We start from the raw sequence: 17,153 nt of genomic DNA, 5'->3' as shown, positions 1-17,153 counted from the left end.
CGGCGGCGGCTCAGAGGCCCTGCGGCAGGGTGACCACGAACTGGGCGCCACCCAGTTCCTCGGAACGCTTGACCTGCAGTTCGCCGCGATAGTCGCGGATCAGATCCTGCACGATCGACAGGCCTATGCCATGGCCGTGCACGCGCTCATCGCCACGCACACCACGCTGGAGCACGACCGGGATGTTTTCCTCGGTGATGCCCGGCCCGTCGTCCTCGACCGACAGGTACAGCCCCGCGCGCCGCTGCGCCGCCGCCGGTAGCGGCCGGACGGTCAGCAGGACCCGCGAGCGCGCCCATTTGAACGCGTTCTCCAGCAGGTTGCCCATCAGTTCCTGCAGGTCGCCGGTCTCGCCGTAGAAGCGCGCCTGCGGTTCGATCTCGAACTCGCACAGCACCCGCTTGCTGGCATAGACCTTCTCCAGGCCGCTGACGATCTCCTCGGCGTGCGGTTCGATCGGCACCGGCGCGGAGAACAGCTTGTGGCCGCTGGAGGCGGCGCGCGCCAGCTGGTAGGACACCAGGCCGTTCATGCGCTTGAGCTGGTTGTCCAGTTCCCCGCGCAGCGCGGCCTCGCTGGCGCCGCTGTCCAACTGGGTGCGCAGTACCGCCAGCGGCGTCTTCAGGCTGTGGGCGAGATCCGCCAGCGTGTTGCGTTGGCGTTCCAGGTTCTCGCGCTCGCTTTCGATGAAGGCGTTGATGCTGTCGGTCAGCGGTTCCAGTTCGCGCGGGTGGCGTTCGCTCATGCGATCGATCTGGCCGCCCTGCACGCGGGTGAGTTCGGTGATCACGCGCCGCAGTGGACGCAGGCTCCAGCGCAGCACCGCCATCTGCAGCAGTAGCAGGATGAAGCCGGCGCTGCCCAGGTACACCCACAACGCACCGCGGAACACCCGCATCTGCGCGTTGAGCGCCTGCGCATCCTCGAGGATGTAGATGCTGTAGGGGAATTCGGCCTCGGGGCCGCGCTCGGCCCAGACGAAGCCCACGCCATAGCGATAGACCTGGCTTTCGCTGCCATCGGCGCGGCGGAAGGTGACCGGACCGTCGAAGGCTTCCTCCAGCGGCCCCAGCATGGGCGAAGCCGGCAGCACCGGACCGAGGGTGGAATTCGAGCCCCAGCGGTCATTGGGCAGGATCACTTCCGCATACAGTCCGCTGTCGGGCATATCGAAGCGCGGATCCGGCGTATCGAACGGCGGGATCAACGCGCCGCCGCGGGTGAAGTCGATTTCGTCGGTGTACTTGAGCGCGTACGCCTTCAGGCGCTGGCGCAGGTTGTCCTCGGCGGTGGCGATGAAGGCCCGGTCCAGCGCATAGCCCGCCAAAGCGAGAAAGGCCACCAGTCCGAGACTGGCGGCCAGCAGTTGGCGGGCACGCAACGACCGTGGGCGCCAGCCGTCGAACGGCGCACGCCGCGGCCTGGCCGAGGGCTCGGCGTCCGCCGGGGACGCCATCAAGCCTCGTTGGTGCGCGGGATCGCGAAGCGGTAGCCGCGACCGCGCACCGTCTCGATCGGCTTCAGTTCGCCTTCCGGATCCAGCTTCTTGCGCAGGCGGCCGATGAAGACCTCCAGCACGTTCGAGTCACGATCGAAGTCCTGCTGGTAGATGTGCTCGGTCAGGTCCGCCTTCGAGACCAGTTCACCGGCATGCATCATCAGGTATTCGAGCACCTTGTACTCGTAGCTGGTCAGGTCGACGTTGCTGCCGTTGACGCTGACGGTCTGCGCGGCCAGATCCAGCGCGACCGGACCACACTCCAGGGTCGGCTTGCTCCAGCCGGCGGCGCGCCGCAGCAGCGCATTGACGCGCGCCAGCAGTTCCTCGACGTGGAACGGCTTGACCAGATAGTCGTCGGCGCCCTGCTTCAGGCCTTCGACCTTGTCCTGCCAGCTGGAACGGGCGGTCAGGATCAGGATCGGGAATTTCTTGCCCTCGTCGCGCAGGGCCTTGATCAGTTCCATGCCGGACATCTTGGGCAGGCCGAGATCGATGATGCCCACGTCGAACGGGACTTCGCGGCCCATGTACAGGCCTTCCTCGCCGTCCTGGGCGGCGTCGACGGCAAAACCCTCGCGCTTCAGGCGGGCGGCCAGGGTTTCGCGCAGGGGGGCTTCATCTTCGACCAGCAAGATACGCATGGACTCTCCTTGGAATGCGGGCGGCTTCTGGACCGCCTCGAGCTTACGAGTTGATTCTACGTAAGACTACGGTTGAGGTGGGTTATCACCACGTGCAGACGCGGGCGCCTGTTCGCTTTCTCCCCCACGCGACGGCGTGCGGCGGCGACTGCCGCCGGCATCGTCCATGTAACGCACGCGGCCCCGCTCATCGATCACTTTCATGCGATTGATGTCGCGGCCGTCGAACGGCACACGTTCGGCGCTCAGCACGCGGATACCCGGCTCGCGCTGGGCGCGGCGCACGGAATCGGACAGCGAATTGTGGTTGTTGTCACGGGCGTCGCCGGAGCGGGGAAATCCGCGTTCGCGCGGAGCCTGGCGTTCGCCACGATCATCGTTTCCCCGGCCCTGATCCTGGCCTTGGGCCTGTGCCCGGGCATCGGCCACGACCGTCACGCCGGCCAGGGCCAGCAGTGCCACGAAAGCGATGGAAGAAAGTGTGCGATGCATAACGGAATCGTAACGGATCTGGGCTTCCCAAACTGAACGGAAGCCGAAACCACTTCTAGACCAATGGACGCAAAGTCTTGGCTCAGGGCAGTGAATCCGGTCTGAACTTATCCACAAGCCTGGCGGCGCCGTTCAGCTAACGGAACGCTCAGAAAATCTCGCCGACACAACACCTTAGCGAGCCTCCACCGGCCTCGATCGCGGCCAGCGGGACGTCCCGGACCGTGAAGCCGGCGTCGTCTTCGAGTCGACGGCGCGTCATGGCCGACAGGGCTTCCGACGCCCGGCGGCTCATCCATACGCTGTCCTGGCGCAGGGCGATCGCATTGGCGGTGAACCCCGCCTGCTCGTCCGGCGACAGCGGGATGGCCGATGCTCCATACAGCGCGGTCAGGACCGCCGGAATTTCCGCATCGGCGAACCCCGTTGGCGAGAACAAGGCCGCCCGCCCGGCCAGGACCGCCAGCACGACGTTGGTGTGGTACTCACCCGGCGCCAGATCGAACACCAGGGTGGCACGCAGGCCGAAGGCCCGGTGCATCAGCGCCGCGCCGGCCTCGTCGCAGCGTTCGGACAGTCCGCAGAAGCCCAGCCCGCGCGCGCGATCGATGACCAGCGCGCCGGTCAGTTCGCACGGGTGCGGCTGGGTGGAGAGATCCTGTTCCCGGTAGCCGAGGACGTTGCGGAAGAAGTTCCGGATATCCGCGCGCGCCGCTTCGCGCTGCCTGACCTCGTGGCGCATGCGGCCGACGATCAGGCGCCCGGGCACGGTCGCGAACACGTTGTTGGGAAACACCGCGTCCGGGGTCGCCGGATCGCCGGCGAACGAGACCACAGGCAATTCGCTGGAAAGGGCGCGCTGCAACGCGCGGTGCTCGGCCAGCGCCGCGTCCGCGTCGAAGCCCGCGGCCTGCGCCATGTAGCGGTTGTCGGCCGCGGACTGTTCGGCGCGGCCGAAGCCTTCCGGGGTCACCAGGAAGGCCGCGCGCGCGGTGGCGGCTCCGAAGTCCGTTGCGGCGGCGCGCGCGATGCGCAGGAACGCCTGGCAGTCACGCGTCGGCAGCGGGCCGGACACGCTCAGGCCGCCGGCTGCAGGCGCGATTCGGTCGCCGCCAGGGCCTGCTCGACCAGCGTCCAGTCCGCGCCGGGCCGGTGCGCGCCCTCGCTGAGGATCTGGCGGAACACGCGTCCGCCCGGCTGGCCATGGAACAGGCCCAGGACATGGCGGGTGATGTGCTTGAGCGCCACGCCGGCCGCAAGCCGCGCTTCGACGTAGGGACGCAGCGCGCGCAGCAGTTCGGCGCGACTGCGCAGTGGCGCGCCCCACAACGCCGCTTCCAGCACATGCAACAGGTAGGGCTCGTGGTAGGCGGCGCGTCCGAGCATCACGCCATCGCTATGGCGGAGATGGACCTGCGCATCCGCCTCGCTGGCGATGCCGCCGTTGACGGCGATGGCCAGGTCCGGGCGTTCCTGCTTGAGCTGGTAGGCCCATTCGTAGCGCAGCGGCGGAATCTCGCGGTTCTCCTTCGGCGACAGCCCCTGCAGCCAGGCCTTGCGCGCATGCACGAAGAACGTCGTGCAGCCGGCGTCGGCGACGGTGTCGACGAACGCGCGGAAGCGATCGTAGTCCTCCAGTTCGTCCACGCCCAGCCGGCATTTGACGGTTACCGGGATGGCGACCGCGGCGATCATGGCGGCCACGCCGTCGGCCACCAGCGCCGGCTCCTTCATCAGGCAGGCACCGAACCGGCCGGCCTGCACGCGATCGGAAGGACAGCCGACATTGAGGTTGATTTCGTCGTAACCCCATTCCCCGCCGATGCGCGCGGCGCGCGCGAGCAACTCCGGCTCGCTGCCGCCCAGTTGCAGCGCGACCGGATGTTCGCCCTGATCGAAACCCAGCAGGCGATCCCGATCCCCATGAATCACCGCCTGCGCGTGGACCATCTCGGTGTACAGCCGCGCGTGCGGCGACAGCAGGCGATGGAACACCCGGCAGTGTGAATCCGTCCAGTCCATCATCGGGGCGACGGACAGGGTCACGCCCTCCTGAATATGCGGGCTGCGGGGCCGTGGCCCCGTCGGGACGGGTGTTTCGGGGGACTGCATTGCGGGGGTTTCCGGGCTTTTTGACGGAAGGCGACGGGAAGCGGGCATCAGGCCCGCAGGCCATCCACGCCCCGCATTATCGCCCGGATCCGTCAATGGCTGGACCGCCTCCCCGCTCCCGCACCCTGCATTCCGCCATCCGAACGGTCCCCCATTCGCCTATCCGGCGACGGCCGGGCCATCGGTGTTGATGGATTCGGCGGTGACCAGCCAACGGGATCCGTTCCATTTCCAGGTGACCAGGTGCTTGCCCTTGACCCGCATCCGCTTGCCGTCGGACAGGACCGTGGCCTCGAATTCTCCCAGTTCGTAGGCCATCTCGCCCGAGGCCGCGACGATGATCTCGGTGGGCCGGAAACGCGCCGAGTAGCCGGGTGTGTCCAGGCGCTCCCTGAACCACGCGCGGATCGCCGGCTTGCCGCGGATGATCGGGCTGCCATGGACCAGGAACGCCGCGTTGTCGTCGTAGTTCTCCATCACCTGATCCAGGCGGCCGGCGAAGAGATCCTCGGACCAGCGGGCGTCCACTTCGCGGATCGCCTCGACGGCGCCGCGACGGGCGGGTTCGTCGGCGCTGGCGGGGGGAGTCGACACCGCCGCCGAAAGGCAAAGCAGCGCGCCAAGCAGGCGCATTCCGGATTTCCCGCGCATCATCCCGCCCTGCCCTCCCTGCGGGCGAAGTGGGAAATCTTGTTCGCGATCTTCCATTCGTCGCCGACCTTCAGCAGCAGGAAGTAATCGGTGATCACCATGGCGCCATGGTCCAGGGTGATCCGGGCGGTGCCGGCGCTGTCCGAAGCGTCCATGAAGTCGATGGTCCGCACGCGGGAGGCTTCATCGGCCGCCGGGTTGCCCTTGAAGAACGCGCAGAACTCATCGAGGGTCAGCGAGGTGACCTTGCCGTCACGCACGCTCTCTATCCGCGCACTCGGCAGGAACGCGCGGCGCATGTGGGAGGCGTCGCCGGTGGCCTGCCCGCGGAAGTAGTGATTGATCGCCTGGCGCATGCCCGCCTGCGCGGCGGGATCCTGCGCCGCCGCCGTCGGGGCCGCCTGCGCATCCGCGGACGGTGCCGGCACGCTGGTTGCAAGGAGGATCAAGGCGCCCGCGAACAGGCCGCGAAACCGGTACTGGTTCATTGCAGATCTCCGAGGAATTTCCAGCCAGAGATTGGCCGGCGGCACACGTTCGGACAATCCCGCCCACCGCGGATTTCGCACGCTTCGGCGCAACCGCCGCGACGCGCGACGGTTCACTTGAACAGGGCCAGGCGGTCGCGATAGCTGCGCGAGAGCTTGAGTTCCTGCCCGCAGTCCAGGGTCAGGAAATACTCGCCGTTGAGATGCGGACGCAGCGAGCTGACCCGCGCCGCGTTGATCAGGGTCGAGCGGTGGATACGCGGGAAGCGCGCCGGATCCAGGCGCCTCTCCAGTTGCCCGAGGCTCGCACGCAGCACGTGGGTTTCGTGATCGGTATGGATGCACAGGTAGTCGCCGGCCGCATCGACCCAGCGGATGCTGGCGCGCGGGAGCCGTACGGTGCGGGCGCCGTCGCGGATCGCCAGAGGTGCGTCCGGATCCCGCAGTTCGTGCGCACCGCCAGCTTCCAGCGCCTCGTCCAGGCTCAGCGCCGGGCGCCCGCTGAGCGCGCCCAGCAGCCCGAGCAGCCGGGCGCGGTGATCGCTGGCCTCGCGCCGATCGAGGGCTTCGCGCACGCGGAACAACGCCTGGTGCAGCCGACTGTCGTCCACCGGCTTGAGCAGATAGTCGATCGCATTGGATTCGAATGCGTTGAGCGCGTAGTGATCGTAGGCGGTGACGAACACCACCAGCGGCATCTGCTGCGCCGGAATCGCGCGCAGGGTGGCGAAGCCGTCGAGTCCCGGCATCTGCACGTCCAGGAACAGCAGATCCGGTGCATGCGTCGACACCGCGCGCACCGCCGCCGCGCCGTCACCGACCTGATCGACGATGCGGATATCGGCCTCACCGGCCAGCCGCAGTTCCAGCCCGCGCCGCGCCAGCGGTTCGTCGTCGGCGATCAGGGTCCGGATCATCCTGTCCCGTCGGGTCTTCGACATGCTCATTCCCTGGGCGCGCCCGCGGTTTCGAATGGCAGGATCATGGTCACCTCGAAGCCCCCTTCCGGGCGATTGCGAAGATCAAAACCCTGCTGCTCCCCATAGAGCACGCGCAGCCGATCGCGGGTATTGGCCAGCCCCACCCGGTTGCCACGCGGTGCGCTGTCCGGCGGCACGCCGCCCTGACCAAGCGCGGCCCATCCCGGGCCGTCGTCGATGACCGACAGACGCAGATGCTCGCCCTCGAGCGCGGCGCGCAGGCCAATCGTGCCGCCTTCCACCCGCTTGGCGACCGCGTACTTGATGGCGTTCTCCACCAGCGGCTGCAGCAGCAGGCTCGGCAGCAACGCGGACCAGCAGGCCGGCTCCACCTGCACATCCACGCGCAGGCGTTCGGCGAAGCGGGTCTTCTCGATATCCAGGTACAGGCCGATCGCGTCCAGTTCCTGTTTCAGGGTCACCCGCTGCATGGGGTCCGCGTCGAGCGAGTGGCGCAGGAACGCGCTGAGTCCCTGCACCATCCGGTTGGCGGTGGCGTTGTCGCGGTCGAGCACCAGGGTGGAGATCGCGTTGAGGGTGTTGAACAGGAAATGCGGGTTCAACTGGTAGCGCAGCATCTTCAACTGGGCTTGGTGCGCCATCGCGGTCGCGGCCAGCGCCGCCTCGGTCTGCATGCGCAATTTGCGCCAGGTGGTCATGACCAGATAGAGGCTGACCCAACCCACCACCACGTACAACTGGCTGATCAGGTAGCTGAAGTACCCGAACCGGGTGAACGGGAGGCAGGCCTGGCACCATTCCAGGTCGGTGACCAGCTTGTAGGCGAGCGCCATCGCCGCAGCGGTCAGCAGCACCGGCACGATCATCAACAGCGCCACCCGCGCCGGTGGCTGGTCGGCGCAGGCACGCAGCAGCTGGCGCAAGCCGAGCGTGCCCAGGAATCCGGTCGCCGCCACCGCGAACAGCACGGTCCAGTATTCGGCCGGCTTGCCGTTGGCGAGAGCGGAAAAGTAGTTGACCAGGAACACGCCTCCCCAACCGCCCGCGTGCAGCCACCAGAACAGGCCGCCAACCGGCCATGCGGATGGCGTGTCGCCTTGTGGCGGAGAGGGATTCGACGGGCGGGGCAAGGCGGGGTCCGGACTCATGGCGTATGGGGTGAAATCCTGCGGACAGCATAGGTGACGGAACAGGCCTGCCTCACCCGCACGACTCGGTTCGTCGCGCATTGAAAACGTTCCGGCGCAAATGCGCGCCCGGGTGCCGTGGCGACGGCTAGCCTGATCGACGACACGGGCAGGACCTCCTCCCCTCCGACGCGCGTCCGGCAGGGACGGCGAGGCACCATAGCAAAGGAAACCGCGATGCTGTTCGAACTGATGCTGGCGGCGGGCATGGCCACCGCCCAGGTGGAAACCGTCCCGGTCGCCACCGGACTCAAGCGCCCCTGGTCGATGGCGTTCCTGCCCGGCGGAGATTTCCTGGTGAGCGAGAAGGAAGGGGGATTCGTCCGCATCGAACCGGATGGCACGAAACACCCGATCACCGGCATGCCCGATGATCTCGTCGGCACCTTCCAGGGGCGCGGCGACAACAGCGGCCTTTTCGACGTGGTGCTGCATCCGGACTTCGCCAGCAGCCGGCGCATCTATTTCACCTACGCCTCGCAGGGCACGGACGGCGTCACCACCCGGCTGGCCACCGCGCACCTGGTCGACGACCGGTTGGCCGAGGTGCGTTCACTGTTCGAGGCCACGCCGCGTTCGAGCGAACGCTTCCACTACGGCGGCGGCCTGCTGATCGACCGCCAGCGCCACCTGTACCTGACCGTCGGCGAGCGTCATTTCCGCGAAGGCGACAACCCGCCCTTGCCGGTGGCGCAGGATCCCACGGATCGGCGCGGCAAGATCTACCGGTTCACCCTGGATGGCGAACCCGCGCCCGGCAATCCGGATTTCGGCGCGCGTGCGGTGCCCGGACTCTATGCGCTGGGCATCCGTGCCGCGCAGGGCCTGGCACAGGCGCCGGACGGTGGGCGCATCTGGATGTCCGAACACGGCACGCACCGGGGCGACGAGGTCAACGTGCTGCGAGCGCGCGCCAACTACGGCTGGCCGGTGCATACCTCGGGTCGCTACCGCACCGTGGGTTACCGCCCGCAGGCATTGCCGGGCGCGATCTACACCGCGCCGGCCTGGACGTGGATGGACCGCACGGTCGCGCCCACCGGCCTGGTGGTCTACAGCGGTTCGCAATTCCCGGAATGGCGTGGCGATCTGATCCTGGCGGGGTTGTCGACCGGCAGCCTGCTGCGACTGGACGTGGAGGACAATCGCATCCTCGGCGAGGAGCCGCTGCTCACCGGCACCCGCCTGCGCAACGTGAAGCAGGCGCCCGATGGCACGCTCTATCTGCTGACCGACGAGGGCGACGGGCGCCTGCTGCGGCTGGAACGGCGGCCCTGACCCGCGGACTCATGCGCCCCGCGCTTCATCGCACGGGATATGCGTACCGCCTTCGCATCGTCAATGCGCGCCGTCGATGAAGCGCAGGCCCACGCCCGGTTCGGTGGCGATGTAGCGCGGCGCGGACGCGTCGTCGCCGATCTTCTGGCGCAGCTTGCCGACCAGGATGCGCAGGTAGTGGGTGTCCTGCTGGTGGGTCGGACCCCACAGTTCACGCAACAGCTGCGGCTGCGTCACCACCCGGCCGGCATGGCGCAGCAGCAGCGACAGCAGGGCGAATTCCTTGCGACTGAGCGCCAGCGGTTCGCCGTCGCGGAACACCTCGCGCCGGGCCAGATCGACATGCAGATGGCCATCGTCGAATACCACCGGCGCTTCCGTGACCGCGGCGGCCTGGATGCGCAGCAGGCCGCGGATGCGCGCCATCAGTTCCTGCACGCCGAACGGCTTGGTCACGTAGTCGTTGGCGCCGGCATCGAGCGCGGCGACCTTCTCCTGTTCGCCCGCGCGCACGGTCAGCATGATCACCGGCACCTGCGAGAAACCGCGTATCTCGCGCAGCACCTCGTGGCCGTCGCGGTCCGGCAGGCCAATGTCGAGAATCACCAGATCGGCGCCGACGGAGACCAGCGTGGCCAGTCCGGACGCGGCGTCTTCGGCCAGCAGCACCCGATAGCCCTGGGCGCGCAGGCTGATGTCGAGGAACTTGCGGATCTGCGGTTCGTCGTCGACCACCAGGATGCGGACCGGGGGCGCGGACGGAACCGGATTGTCGGCGGGATTCAAGGCGGGACCGGCGGAACTCAGGGATGCAGGAGGGGAAGCGTAATCCTGATCGTGGTGCCGCGGCCATCCGGTCCCGGCAGCGCCTCCACGCTGCCGCCGTGCGCGCCGATCATGCCCTGGCAGATGGTCAGGCCCAGGCCGGTGCCCTGGCGACCGCGATCACCGCGCTCCACGCTGTAGAACATGTCGAAGATGCGGCTGCGTTCCTGCTCCGGGATGCCTGGGCCGCGATCGCGCACGTCGATGCGCAGTTGTTCGTCGACCAGGCGCGCCTCGACCTCGACCGGTTCGCCCTGCGGCGAGAACTTGGCCGCGTTCTCCAGCACGTTGAACACCGCCTGTTCGACCAGCGCCGGATGCACCCAGATCGGCGGAAGATCGGCGGCGATGCGGGTGTGCAGCTGCACGTCCGGCTGGTAGCGCTGCAATCGGCCGACCGCCGATCCGATCAATTCGTCGACGTTGATCCAGTCGCGGTTGAGGGTCAGGCCGGTGTGACCCAGCCGGGTCATGTCGAGCAGGTTCTGGATGTAGCGATCCAGCCGCTCGCCCTCGCGCTGGATGGTGTCCAGCAGCGCCTTGCGATCCTCCGCGTCCATGGCGTCGGCGTAACTGGCCAGGCTGCTGGCCGAACCGATCATCGAGGCCAGCGGCGAGCGCAGGTCGTGCGAAACCGACGACAGCAGCGCCGAGCGCAACCGTTCGGTCTCGCCGGTGATGCGCGCGCCTTCCAGATCCGCGACCAGCCGGGTGCGCAACGCGGCCTGGGCGATGTCGTCGGCCATCGCCTCGGCCATCCGCCGCTGTTCGAACGCCAGCCGTGCCAGCTCGCGCGGAAAACGCACGCCGGCCACGCCCATCACCCCGCGCGCGTCGCGCAGCGGCAGGAACCACCAGGCCGACCCGGCCAGGGTGTCGGTGAAGCGGCCCGTGGCCTGCGCGTGCTGCTGCGCCCAATCGGCGGCGGCCAGATCCTTGCCTTCCAGCACCACGCCGTTCGACGCGGCGACCTCGCCGTTCCAGCGCAACCATGCATCCGCGTCCATCGCGGTGGCGAGCGCATCGCGGCCGGCGGCCAGCACCTGGCCCAGATCGGCCGCGCTGGTGAGTTGCCGGCCGAGCGTCTGCAGGGCGTTGGCGTGGGCATTGGCGGCGCGCAGCGCCAGCACCTGCATGCGCAGGCGCGAGGCCAGCCGGCCGGCGATCAGCGCGGCCAGCAGGAACAGGAACACGGTGGTAACGCCCTGCGAGGCGCCGATGTTGAAGGTGAAGCGCGGGTCGATGAAGAAGAAGTTGTAGGCCAGGAAGCTCAGCAGCGCGGCCACCACCGCCGCCGCCATCCGGGTCCGGGTCGCCACCAGCACCACCGCCACGATGAACACCATCGACAGATCGTCGATGCCGGTCCAGCGCTCGACCAGCCAGGACACGCCCACCGCCAGGACCGCCGCGACCACAGCGAACAGCAGGTCGTGGCGCAGCACCGGCAGGTCGGCGCGGTTCCAGCGCCGGCGCGATCGCGCGCGCGCTTCCGGCGTGTTGATGATGACCAGTTCGTAGTGGGCGGCGCGCTGCAGCAGCTGCTGGGTCAGGGTGCGGTTGAACATCCGCGCCACCGGTCGCTCGCGGGTGCGCCCCAGCACCAGGGTGGACGCGCCGATCTGCGCCGCGTGATCGAGCAGCGCGTCGGCGATGCTGTTGCCGTGCACGACCTCGGTCTGCGCGCCCAGCCGCCGCGCCAGCGCGAACGCGCGATCCAGTTCCAGCTGGACCGCCTCACCCGCTTCGCGCGCCTGCACGGTGACCACCGTCCACGGCGCATCGCGACGTTCGGCCAGGCGGCGGGCGACGCGTACCAGGTACTCCGACTGGCCCATGCCGTCGATCGCCACCAGCACCCGGCGACGCAGGGCCATCCCGGGCAGGCCCCGCGCGGTGCGGGTATCGCGCAGGTCGTTGTCGACGCGGTCGGCTACGGTCTGCATGGCCAGCTCGCGCAGGGCGGTCAGGTTGGACGGCGAGAAGAACGCCTGCAGCGCCTGCGCCGCCTGATCCGGAAGATAAACCTTGCCCTGGTGCAGGCGTTCAATCAGTTCGCGCGGCGGCAGATCCACCAGCACGATGTCGCGCAGGCGGTCGAACACCGCGTCCGGCACGGTCTCGCCGACCCGCACGCCGGTGATCCGGTGGACCACGTCGTTGAGGCTTTCCAGATGCTGGATGTTGATGGTGGTGTAGACGTCGATGCCGGCTTCCAGCAGCTCCATCACGTCCTGCCAGCGCCGCTCGTGGCGGCTGCCCGGCGCGTTGCGGTGGGCCAGTTCGTCGACCAGCGCGACCTTGGGCCGGCGCGCCAGCAGCGCGTCCAGATCCATTTCGTCCAGCCAGCGCCCCTGGTAACCGACCCGCTTGCGCGGCACCACCTCCAGCCCCTCGGTGAGCGCGGCGGTCTCGCTGCGGCCATGGGTCTCGACGACGCCGATCACCACGTCCACGCCCTGCTTGCGCAGTTCCCGCGCGCGCGAAAGCATCGTGTAGGTCTTGCCCACGCCAGGCGCCGCGCCGAGGAAGATGGTCAGGCGGCCGCCGGCCTCCCGGTGCAGGCCGTCGATCAGGGCGTCGGCTTGGCGGCTGCGGGCGTCGGTCATGCGGCTATTGTGCCTGTTGCGCGGCGGACGGCAGCGCGTCCAGCGCCAGGTTCAGGCGCAGGACGTTGACCCGGGCTTTGCCGAGCACGCCGAGCTGCGGCGATTCGGTGTTCCGCCGCACGAGTTCGGCCACGGCGGAAGGCGGCAGGCCGCGCGCGCCGGCGACGCGGGCAATCTGCATCTCGGCGCCGCGCGGGCTGACATGCGGATCCAGGCCGCCACCGGACTGGGTGATCAGATCGGCGGGCACGTCGGCTGGCGCGATGCCGTCGCGCGCGGCCACCGCCGCGCGGGTCTCGTCGATGCGCCTGCGCAGATCCGGATTGCGGCGAGACTGGTTGCTGCCGGCCGCCGCCATCGGGTCGTAATTGGCCGCCGAGGGACGCGGCTGGAAGTAGCGCGCATCGGCAAACGGCTGCGCCACCAGCGCCGAACCGACCGCGCGGCCCTCGGACGAGACGATGGAGCCGGTCGCCTGCGCGGGAAACAGTCCACGCCCCAGTCCGGTGCCGGCCAGCGAGTACAGCAGGCCGAAACCGAGCAGCGACACCAGCGCCAGACCGATGGAGGGCCGCCACAGGCCCGCGCGGGCGATATCGGGGGAGGCGACGATTTTGTAGCTCACGGGAGATTGCATGTCGGATGTCCTCAGGCGCCGGTCACGAGCGAGAGCGCCATGTCGATCAGTTTGATGCCCACGAACGGCAGCAGCACGCCGCCCACGCCGTACATCAGCATGTTCCGGCGCAGCAGCACGGTGGCCGAAGCGGGACGGAAACGTACGCCGCGCAGGGCCAGCGGAATCAGCGCGGGGATGATCAGCGCATTGAAGATCAGCGCCGCCAGCACGGCATTGGCGGGACTGGACAGGTGCATCACGTTCAGCGCCGCCATCTGCGGCAGCGCGGCGGCGAACAGCGCCGGCAGGATCGCGAAGTACTTGGAGACGTCGTTGGCCAGCGAGAACGTGGTCAGCGCGCCGCGGGTGATCAGCTGCTGCTTGCCCACTTCCACCACTGCCAGCAGCTTGGCCGGATCCGAATCCAGGTCGACCATGTTGCCGGCTTCCTTGGCAGCCTGGGTGCCGGAATTCATCGCCAGGCCGACGTCGGCCTGCGCCAGCGCCGGCGCGTCGTTAGTGCCGTCGCCGACCATCGCCACCAGCTTGCCGGCGGCCTGTTCGCGGCGGATACGCGCGAGCTTGTCTTCCGGCCGGGCCTCGGCGATGTAGTCGTCGACGCCGGCCTCGGCGGCGATCGCCGCGGCGGTCAGCGGATTGTCGCCGGTGATCATCACGGTCTGGATGCCCATCGCGCGCAGGCGGGCGAACTTCTCCTTGATGCCGTGCTTGACCACGTCCGACAGTTCCACCACGCCGAGCACGTGCCGGCCCTCGGACACCACCAGCGGGGTGGCGCCGCCGCGGGCGACCTGCTCGATGCGCGCGGCCAGTTCGTTCGGCACGTCGCCGCCCTGCGCCTGCACGTGCCGGCCGATGGCGTCGCCAGCGCCCTTGCGGATGCTCCGCCCCTCCACGTCCACGCCGGACATGCGGGTCTGCGCGGTGAACTGCAGGTAGGTCGCCCGCTCCGGTTCGGCCAGCGTGCAGCCCTGTTCGCGCGCCAGCCGCACGATCGACTTGCCTTCCGGCGTCGGGTCGGCCAGCGAGGCCAGCAGCGCCGCGTCGCGCAGTTGTGTCTTGTCGATGCCGGCCAGCGGATGGAACGCGGTGGCCTGGCGATCGCCGTGGGTGATGGTGCCGGTCTTGTCCAGCAGCAACACATCGACGTCGCCGGCCACTTCCACCGCCTTGCCGGACTTGGCCAGCACGTTGGCCGACAGCGCGCGGTTCATGCCGGCGATGCCGATGGCCGGCAGCAGGCCACCAATGGTGGTCGGAATCAGGCACACCAGCAGCGCGATCAGCAGCAGCGGGTCCACCTTCACCCCCACGAAGGCGCCGATCGCCGGCAGCGTCGCCACCACGATCAGGAAGGTCAGCGTCATCGCCGCCAGCAACAGGGTCAGCGCGATCTCGTTGGGGGTCTTCTGGCGGTTGGCGCCCTCCACCAGCGCAATCATCCGATCCAGGAAGCTGTGCCCGGGCTCGGCGGTGATCTTCACCACGATCTCGTCGGACAGCACCTTGGTTCCACCGATCACGCCGGAGCGATCCGTGCCGGCCTCGCGCAGCACCGGCGCGGATTCGCCGGTGACCGCCGACTCGTTGATGGTCGCCAGCCCGCGGATGATCTCGCCGTCGGCGGGAATCTGCTCGCCAGCGGACACGATGACGTAGTCGCCGGGGCGCAGGTCGGCCGCCGGCATGCGGGTCTCGGCGCCGCCCAGCGCGGTGTCCACCCGCCGCGCCACCAGGTCCTTGCGCGCGCGCCGCAGCGACGCCGCCTGGCCACGTCCGCGCGCCTCGGCCACCGCTTCGGCAAAATTGCCGAACAGCACGGTCACGAACAGGATCACCGTCACCGCCCCGCCGAATCCGATGGGCGCCAGGCCGGCGAGCGTGATCACCGCCGACAGCAGGGTTCCGCCCATCACCACCGCCATCACCGGGCTGCGGATCAGGTGCTGCGGCGCCAGCTTGAGGAAGGCGTCGCGCAGGGCGGCGCGGAAGGCCGCGCCATCCATCAGCGCCGGATGATCCCGGCGGGTTTTTTCCTGGAAAGAAATCGTCGTCATGGGAGTGCTCTCAGTGCGCCGCCAGCGACAGGTGATCGGCGATCGGTCCCAGCACCAGCGCCGGCATGAACTGCAGCACGGTGAGGATCACGACCACGGCCACCAGGGTCAGCGCGAAAGTGGGTGTTTCGATGTGCAGGGTGCCGGCCGACTCGGCGGCGCAGCGCTTGCCCGCCATGCGGGCGGCGACCAGCAGCGGGATGATCAACGCCGGGAAGCGGCCCAGCGCCAGCGCCACCACGCAGCTCAGGTTCCACCAGTAGGTCGCGTCGCCCAGGCCCTCGAAACCGGAACCGTTGTTGGCGAAGGCGGAGGTGTACTCGTAGAACACCTGGCTGATGCCGTGGAAGCCGGGATTCGAGTTCCCGGTGATCGAAGGCACCGCCAGCGTGATCGCGGTCAGGCCCAGCACCACCAGCGGCTGCAGCAGGATCAGCAGGGCCAGCCAGCGCACTTCGCCGACTTCGATCTTGCGGCCGAACAGTTCCGGCGTGCGTCCGGTCATCAGCCCAGCCAGGAACACGCTCAGCAGCAGGTACACGATGAACTGCTGCAGGCCGCAGCCCACCCCGCCCCAGATCGCGTTGACCAGCATGTTGACCAGCGTCACCAGCCCGGTCAGCGGCGCCAACGAGTCGTGCATGGCGTTGACCGATCCGTTGTTGACCTGGGTCGTGACCGCCGCCCACAGCGCGGACGCGTCGGCGCCCAGCCGCACTTCCTTGCCTTCCATCAACGCCGGGTCCGCGGCGGTAGCCGAATGCGCCTCGGACCAGATCGCCGCGCCGGTGGACACCACCGACATCAGCATCATGCTGCCGAACACCAGCGCGGTGAATTTCCGTCGGCCGGTGAACGCACCGACCATGAACACCACCGACACCGGGATCAACAGGATGCCCAGGGTTTCCAGGAGGTTGGACAGCGGGGTCGGATTCTCCAGCGGCACCGAACTGTTGGGGCCGTACCAGCCGCCGCCGTTGGAGCCGAGCTGCTTGGCCGCGACCATCGCCGCGACCGGTCCCAGCGGGATCTTCTGCTCCGTCATGCCGGCGGAGCGGTCCACCGGCGTGGCCACCGGGCCGGCCGCGAGCGTGGAAGGCACGCCCTGGCTGGTCAGCAGCAGCGTCCACAGCAGGCACAGCGGCAGCATGAAGCGCACGGTCGGGCGCACCACGTCGGCCCAGTAGTTGCCGACGTCGACGCGCTCGGCGGTCGGGTCCGCGCCGCCTTCCCGCACGGTGTCGGCGGGATTGCGGCCGCCGAACAGCGCGCGCAGGGTCGCCACCACCATCGCCAGTCCCATCATCGGCGTAACGACCTGCAAGCCGACGATGCCGGTCATCTGCGACAGGTAGGACAGCTGCGCCTGGCCGGAGTAGTGCTGCTGGTTGGTGTTGGTCAGGAATGACACCATCGTGTGCAGCGCGGTGTCCCAGCGCATGTTCGGGATGGCGTCGGGATTGAACGGCAACCACGCCTGGGTCATGAAGACCACCCAGGCGATCAGGCCGACGATCAGGTTGCTGAGCAGGAACGCGCCGGCATAGCCGCGCCAGTTCATGCCGCGCTCCGGGCGCGTGCCCAGCAGCGCGTAGATCGGCTTTTCGATGCAGCCGAACAGGCGGTCGCCGCGCATCGACGCGCCGCGCATCACCGCCGCCAGATAGCGGCCCAGCGGCCAGCCCAGGGCGATGGCGAGCGCGAAGACGAGGAAAGCTTCAGTCATTG

Annotated in this window: 15 protein-coding genes; 1 reads left to right on the top strand and 14 read right to left on the bottom strand. The window is 68.8% G+C overall.

All coding sequences use genetic code 11. The features are described 5' to 3' along the window. Positions 1–10: 10 nt before the first annotated feature. The 9 genes from AC3DE2_RS11890 to AC3DE2_RS11850 all read right to left on the bottom strand — a co-directional run bounded on the left by AC3DE2_RS11890 (position 11) and on the right by AC3DE2_RS11850 (position 7,974). Positions 11–1,456, bottom strand: coding sequence for an ATP-binding protein (locus AC3DE2_RS11890; RefSeq protein ID WP_295377979.1), 1,446 nt, complete (start codon positions 1,454–1,456; stop codon positions 11–13). Further along, positions 1,456–2,142 (bottom strand): response regulator transcription factor, encoded by a 687-nt coding sequence (locus AC3DE2_RS11885; protein ID WP_141455518.1) that lies wholly within the window; start codon positions 2,140–2,142, stop codon positions 1,456–1,458. The genes AC3DE2_RS11890 and AC3DE2_RS11885 overlap by 1 nt, the downstream gene beginning before the upstream one ends. Before the next feature lie 66 nt (positions 2,143–2,208). Beyond that, entirely contained in the window at positions 2,209–2,604 is a 396-nt protein-coding gene (locus AC3DE2_RS11880) for a hypothetical protein (RefSeq protein WP_488426348.1), read from the bottom strand. Between the two features lie 178 nt (positions 2,605–2,782). After that, a complete protein-coding gene (locus AC3DE2_RS11875) occupies positions 2,783–3,709 on the bottom strand; it encodes an arginine deiminase-related protein (protein ID WP_488426347.1) in 927 nt (308 codons plus the stop codon). A gap of 2 nt (positions 3,710–3,711) precedes the next feature. After that, the gene (gene dusA, locus AC3DE2_RS11870; RefSeq protein WP_488426346.1) at positions 3,712–4,746 is read right to left on the bottom strand and encodes a tRNA dihydrouridine(20/20a) synthase DusA; all 1,035 of its coding nucleotides are present in this window, start codon (positions 4,744–4,746) and stop codon (positions 3,712–3,714) included. Between the two features lie 159 nt (positions 4,747–4,905). Beyond that, entirely contained in the window at positions 4,906–5,379 is a 474-nt protein-coding gene (locus tag AC3DE2_RS11865) for a YybH family protein (protein WP_488426345.1), read from the bottom strand. Positions 5,380–5,396: 17 nt separating this feature from the next. After that, positions 5,397–5,885 carry a nuclear transport factor 2 family protein gene (locus tag AC3DE2_RS11860; RefSeq protein ID WP_488426344.1) on the bottom strand — a complete coding sequence of 163 codons (489 nt, stop codon included), beginning with the start codon at positions 5,883–5,885 and terminating at the stop codon, positions 5,397–5,399. A gap of 113 nt (positions 5,886–5,998) precedes the next feature. Further along, positions 5,999–6,826: a LytR/AlgR family response regulator transcription factor gene (locus AC3DE2_RS11855; protein ID WP_295377988.1), complete on the bottom strand. Its 828-nt coding sequence runs from the start codon at positions 6,824–6,826 to the stop codon at positions 5,999–6,001. Positions 6,827–6,828: 2 nt separating this feature from the next. Then, on the bottom strand, positions 6,829–7,974 hold the full coding sequence (locus tag AC3DE2_RS11850) for a sensor histidine kinase (protein ID WP_488426343.1): 1,146 nt from the start codon (positions 7,972–7,974) through the stop codon (positions 6,829–6,831). A 216-nt stretch (positions 7,975–8,190) separates the two neighbouring features. On the opposite strand from AC3DE2_RS11850, the gene AC3DE2_RS11845 reads away from it, so the two are divergent. Continuing rightward, positions 8,191–9,291: a PQQ-dependent sugar dehydrogenase gene (locus tag AC3DE2_RS11845; RefSeq protein ID WP_488426342.1), complete on the top strand. Its 1,101-nt coding sequence runs from the start codon at positions 8,191–8,193 to the stop codon at positions 9,289–9,291. 60 nt (positions 9,292–9,351) lie between these two features. On the opposite strand, the gene AC3DE2_RS11840 is transcribed toward AC3DE2_RS11845, so the two are convergent. Genes AC3DE2_RS11840 through kdpA form a run of 5 tightly spaced genes read right to left on the bottom strand, consistent with a single transcriptional unit; the run spans position 9,352 to position 17,151 of the window. Next, complete coding sequence (locus AC3DE2_RS11840; protein ID WP_488426341.1) at positions 9,352–10,077, bottom strand: response regulator; 726 nt, start codon at positions 10,075–10,077, stop codon at positions 9,352–9,354. 17 nt (positions 10,078–10,094) lie between these two features. Next, complete coding sequence (locus AC3DE2_RS11835) at positions 10,095–12,725, bottom strand: ATP-binding protein (RefSeq protein ID WP_488426340.1); 2,631 nt, start codon at positions 12,723–12,725, stop codon at positions 10,095–10,097. A gap of 4 nt (positions 12,726–12,729) precedes the next feature. Next, complete coding sequence (kdpC, locus tag AC3DE2_RS11830) at positions 12,730–13,362, bottom strand: potassium-transporting ATPase subunit KdpC (RefSeq protein ID WP_488426338.1); 633 nt, start codon at positions 13,360–13,362, stop codon at positions 12,730–12,732. Between the two features lie 11 nt (positions 13,363–13,373). Then, positions 13,374–15,422: a potassium-transporting ATPase subunit KdpB gene (gene kdpB / locus AC3DE2_RS11825; protein ID WP_488426337.1), complete on the bottom strand. Its 2,049-nt coding sequence runs from the start codon at positions 15,420–15,422 to the stop codon at positions 13,374–13,376. 10 nt (positions 15,423–15,432) lie between these two features. Continuing rightward, on the bottom strand, positions 15,433–17,151 hold the full coding sequence (gene kdpA, locus AC3DE2_RS11820) for a potassium-transporting ATPase subunit KdpA (RefSeq protein WP_488426336.1): 1,719 nt from the start codon (positions 17,149–17,151) through the stop codon (positions 15,433–15,435). Positions 17,152–17,153: the final 2 nt, after the last annotated feature.

The sequence above is a fragment of the Pseudoxanthomonas sp. 68-E7 genome (genome assembly GCF_057773145.1).
The sequence above is the reverse complement of the archived record's forward strand: the minus strand, read 5'-3'. Positions and strand labels throughout refer to the sequence as shown.

Coding starts and splice junctions, on each gene's coding strand:
- dusA (WP_488426346.1), bottom strand. CDS start 4,746: ATGCAGTCCCCCGAAACACCCGTCCCGACGGGGCCACGGCCCCGCAGC.
- kdpC (WP_488426338.1), bottom strand. CDS start 13,362: ATGCAATCTCCCGTGAGCTACAAAATCGTCGCCTCCCCCGATATCGCC.
- AC3DE2_RS11890 (WP_295377979.1), bottom strand. CDS start 1,456: ATGGCGTCCCCGGCGGACGCCGAGCCCTCGGCCAGGCCGCGGCGTGCG.
- AC3DE2_RS11845 (WP_488426342.1), top strand. CDS start 8,191: ATGCTGTTCGAACTGATGCTGGCGGCGGGCATGGCCACCGCCCAGGTG.
- AC3DE2_RS11860 (WP_488426344.1), bottom strand. CDS start 5,885: ATGAACCAGTACCGGTTTCGCGGCCTGTTCGCGGGCGCCTTGATCCTC.
- AC3DE2_RS11855 (WP_295377988.1), bottom strand. CDS start 6,826: ATGTCGAAGACCCGACGGGACAGGATGATCCGGACCCTGATCGCCGAC.
- AC3DE2_RS11865 (WP_488426345.1), bottom strand. CDS start 5,379: ATGCGCCTGCTTGGCGCGCTGCTTTGCCTTTCGGCGGCGGTGTCGACT.
- AC3DE2_RS11850 (WP_488426343.1), bottom strand. CDS start 7,974: ATGAGTCCGGACCCCGCCTTGCCCCGCCCGTCGAATCCCTCTCCGCCA.
- kdpA (WP_488426336.1), bottom strand. CDS start 17,151: ATGACTGAAGCTTTCCTCGTCTTCGCGCTCGCCATCGCCCTGGGCTGG.
- kdpB (WP_488426337.1), bottom strand. CDS start 15,422: ATGACGACGATTTCTTTCCAGGAAAAAACCCGCCGGGATCATCCGGCG.
- AC3DE2_RS11885 (WP_141455518.1), bottom strand. CDS start 2,142: ATGCGTATCTTGCTGGTCGAAGATGAAGCCCCCCTGCGCGAAACCCTG.
- AC3DE2_RS11835 (WP_488426340.1), bottom strand. CDS start 12,725: ATGACCGACGCCCGCAGCCGCCAAGCCGACGCCCTGATCGACGGCCTG.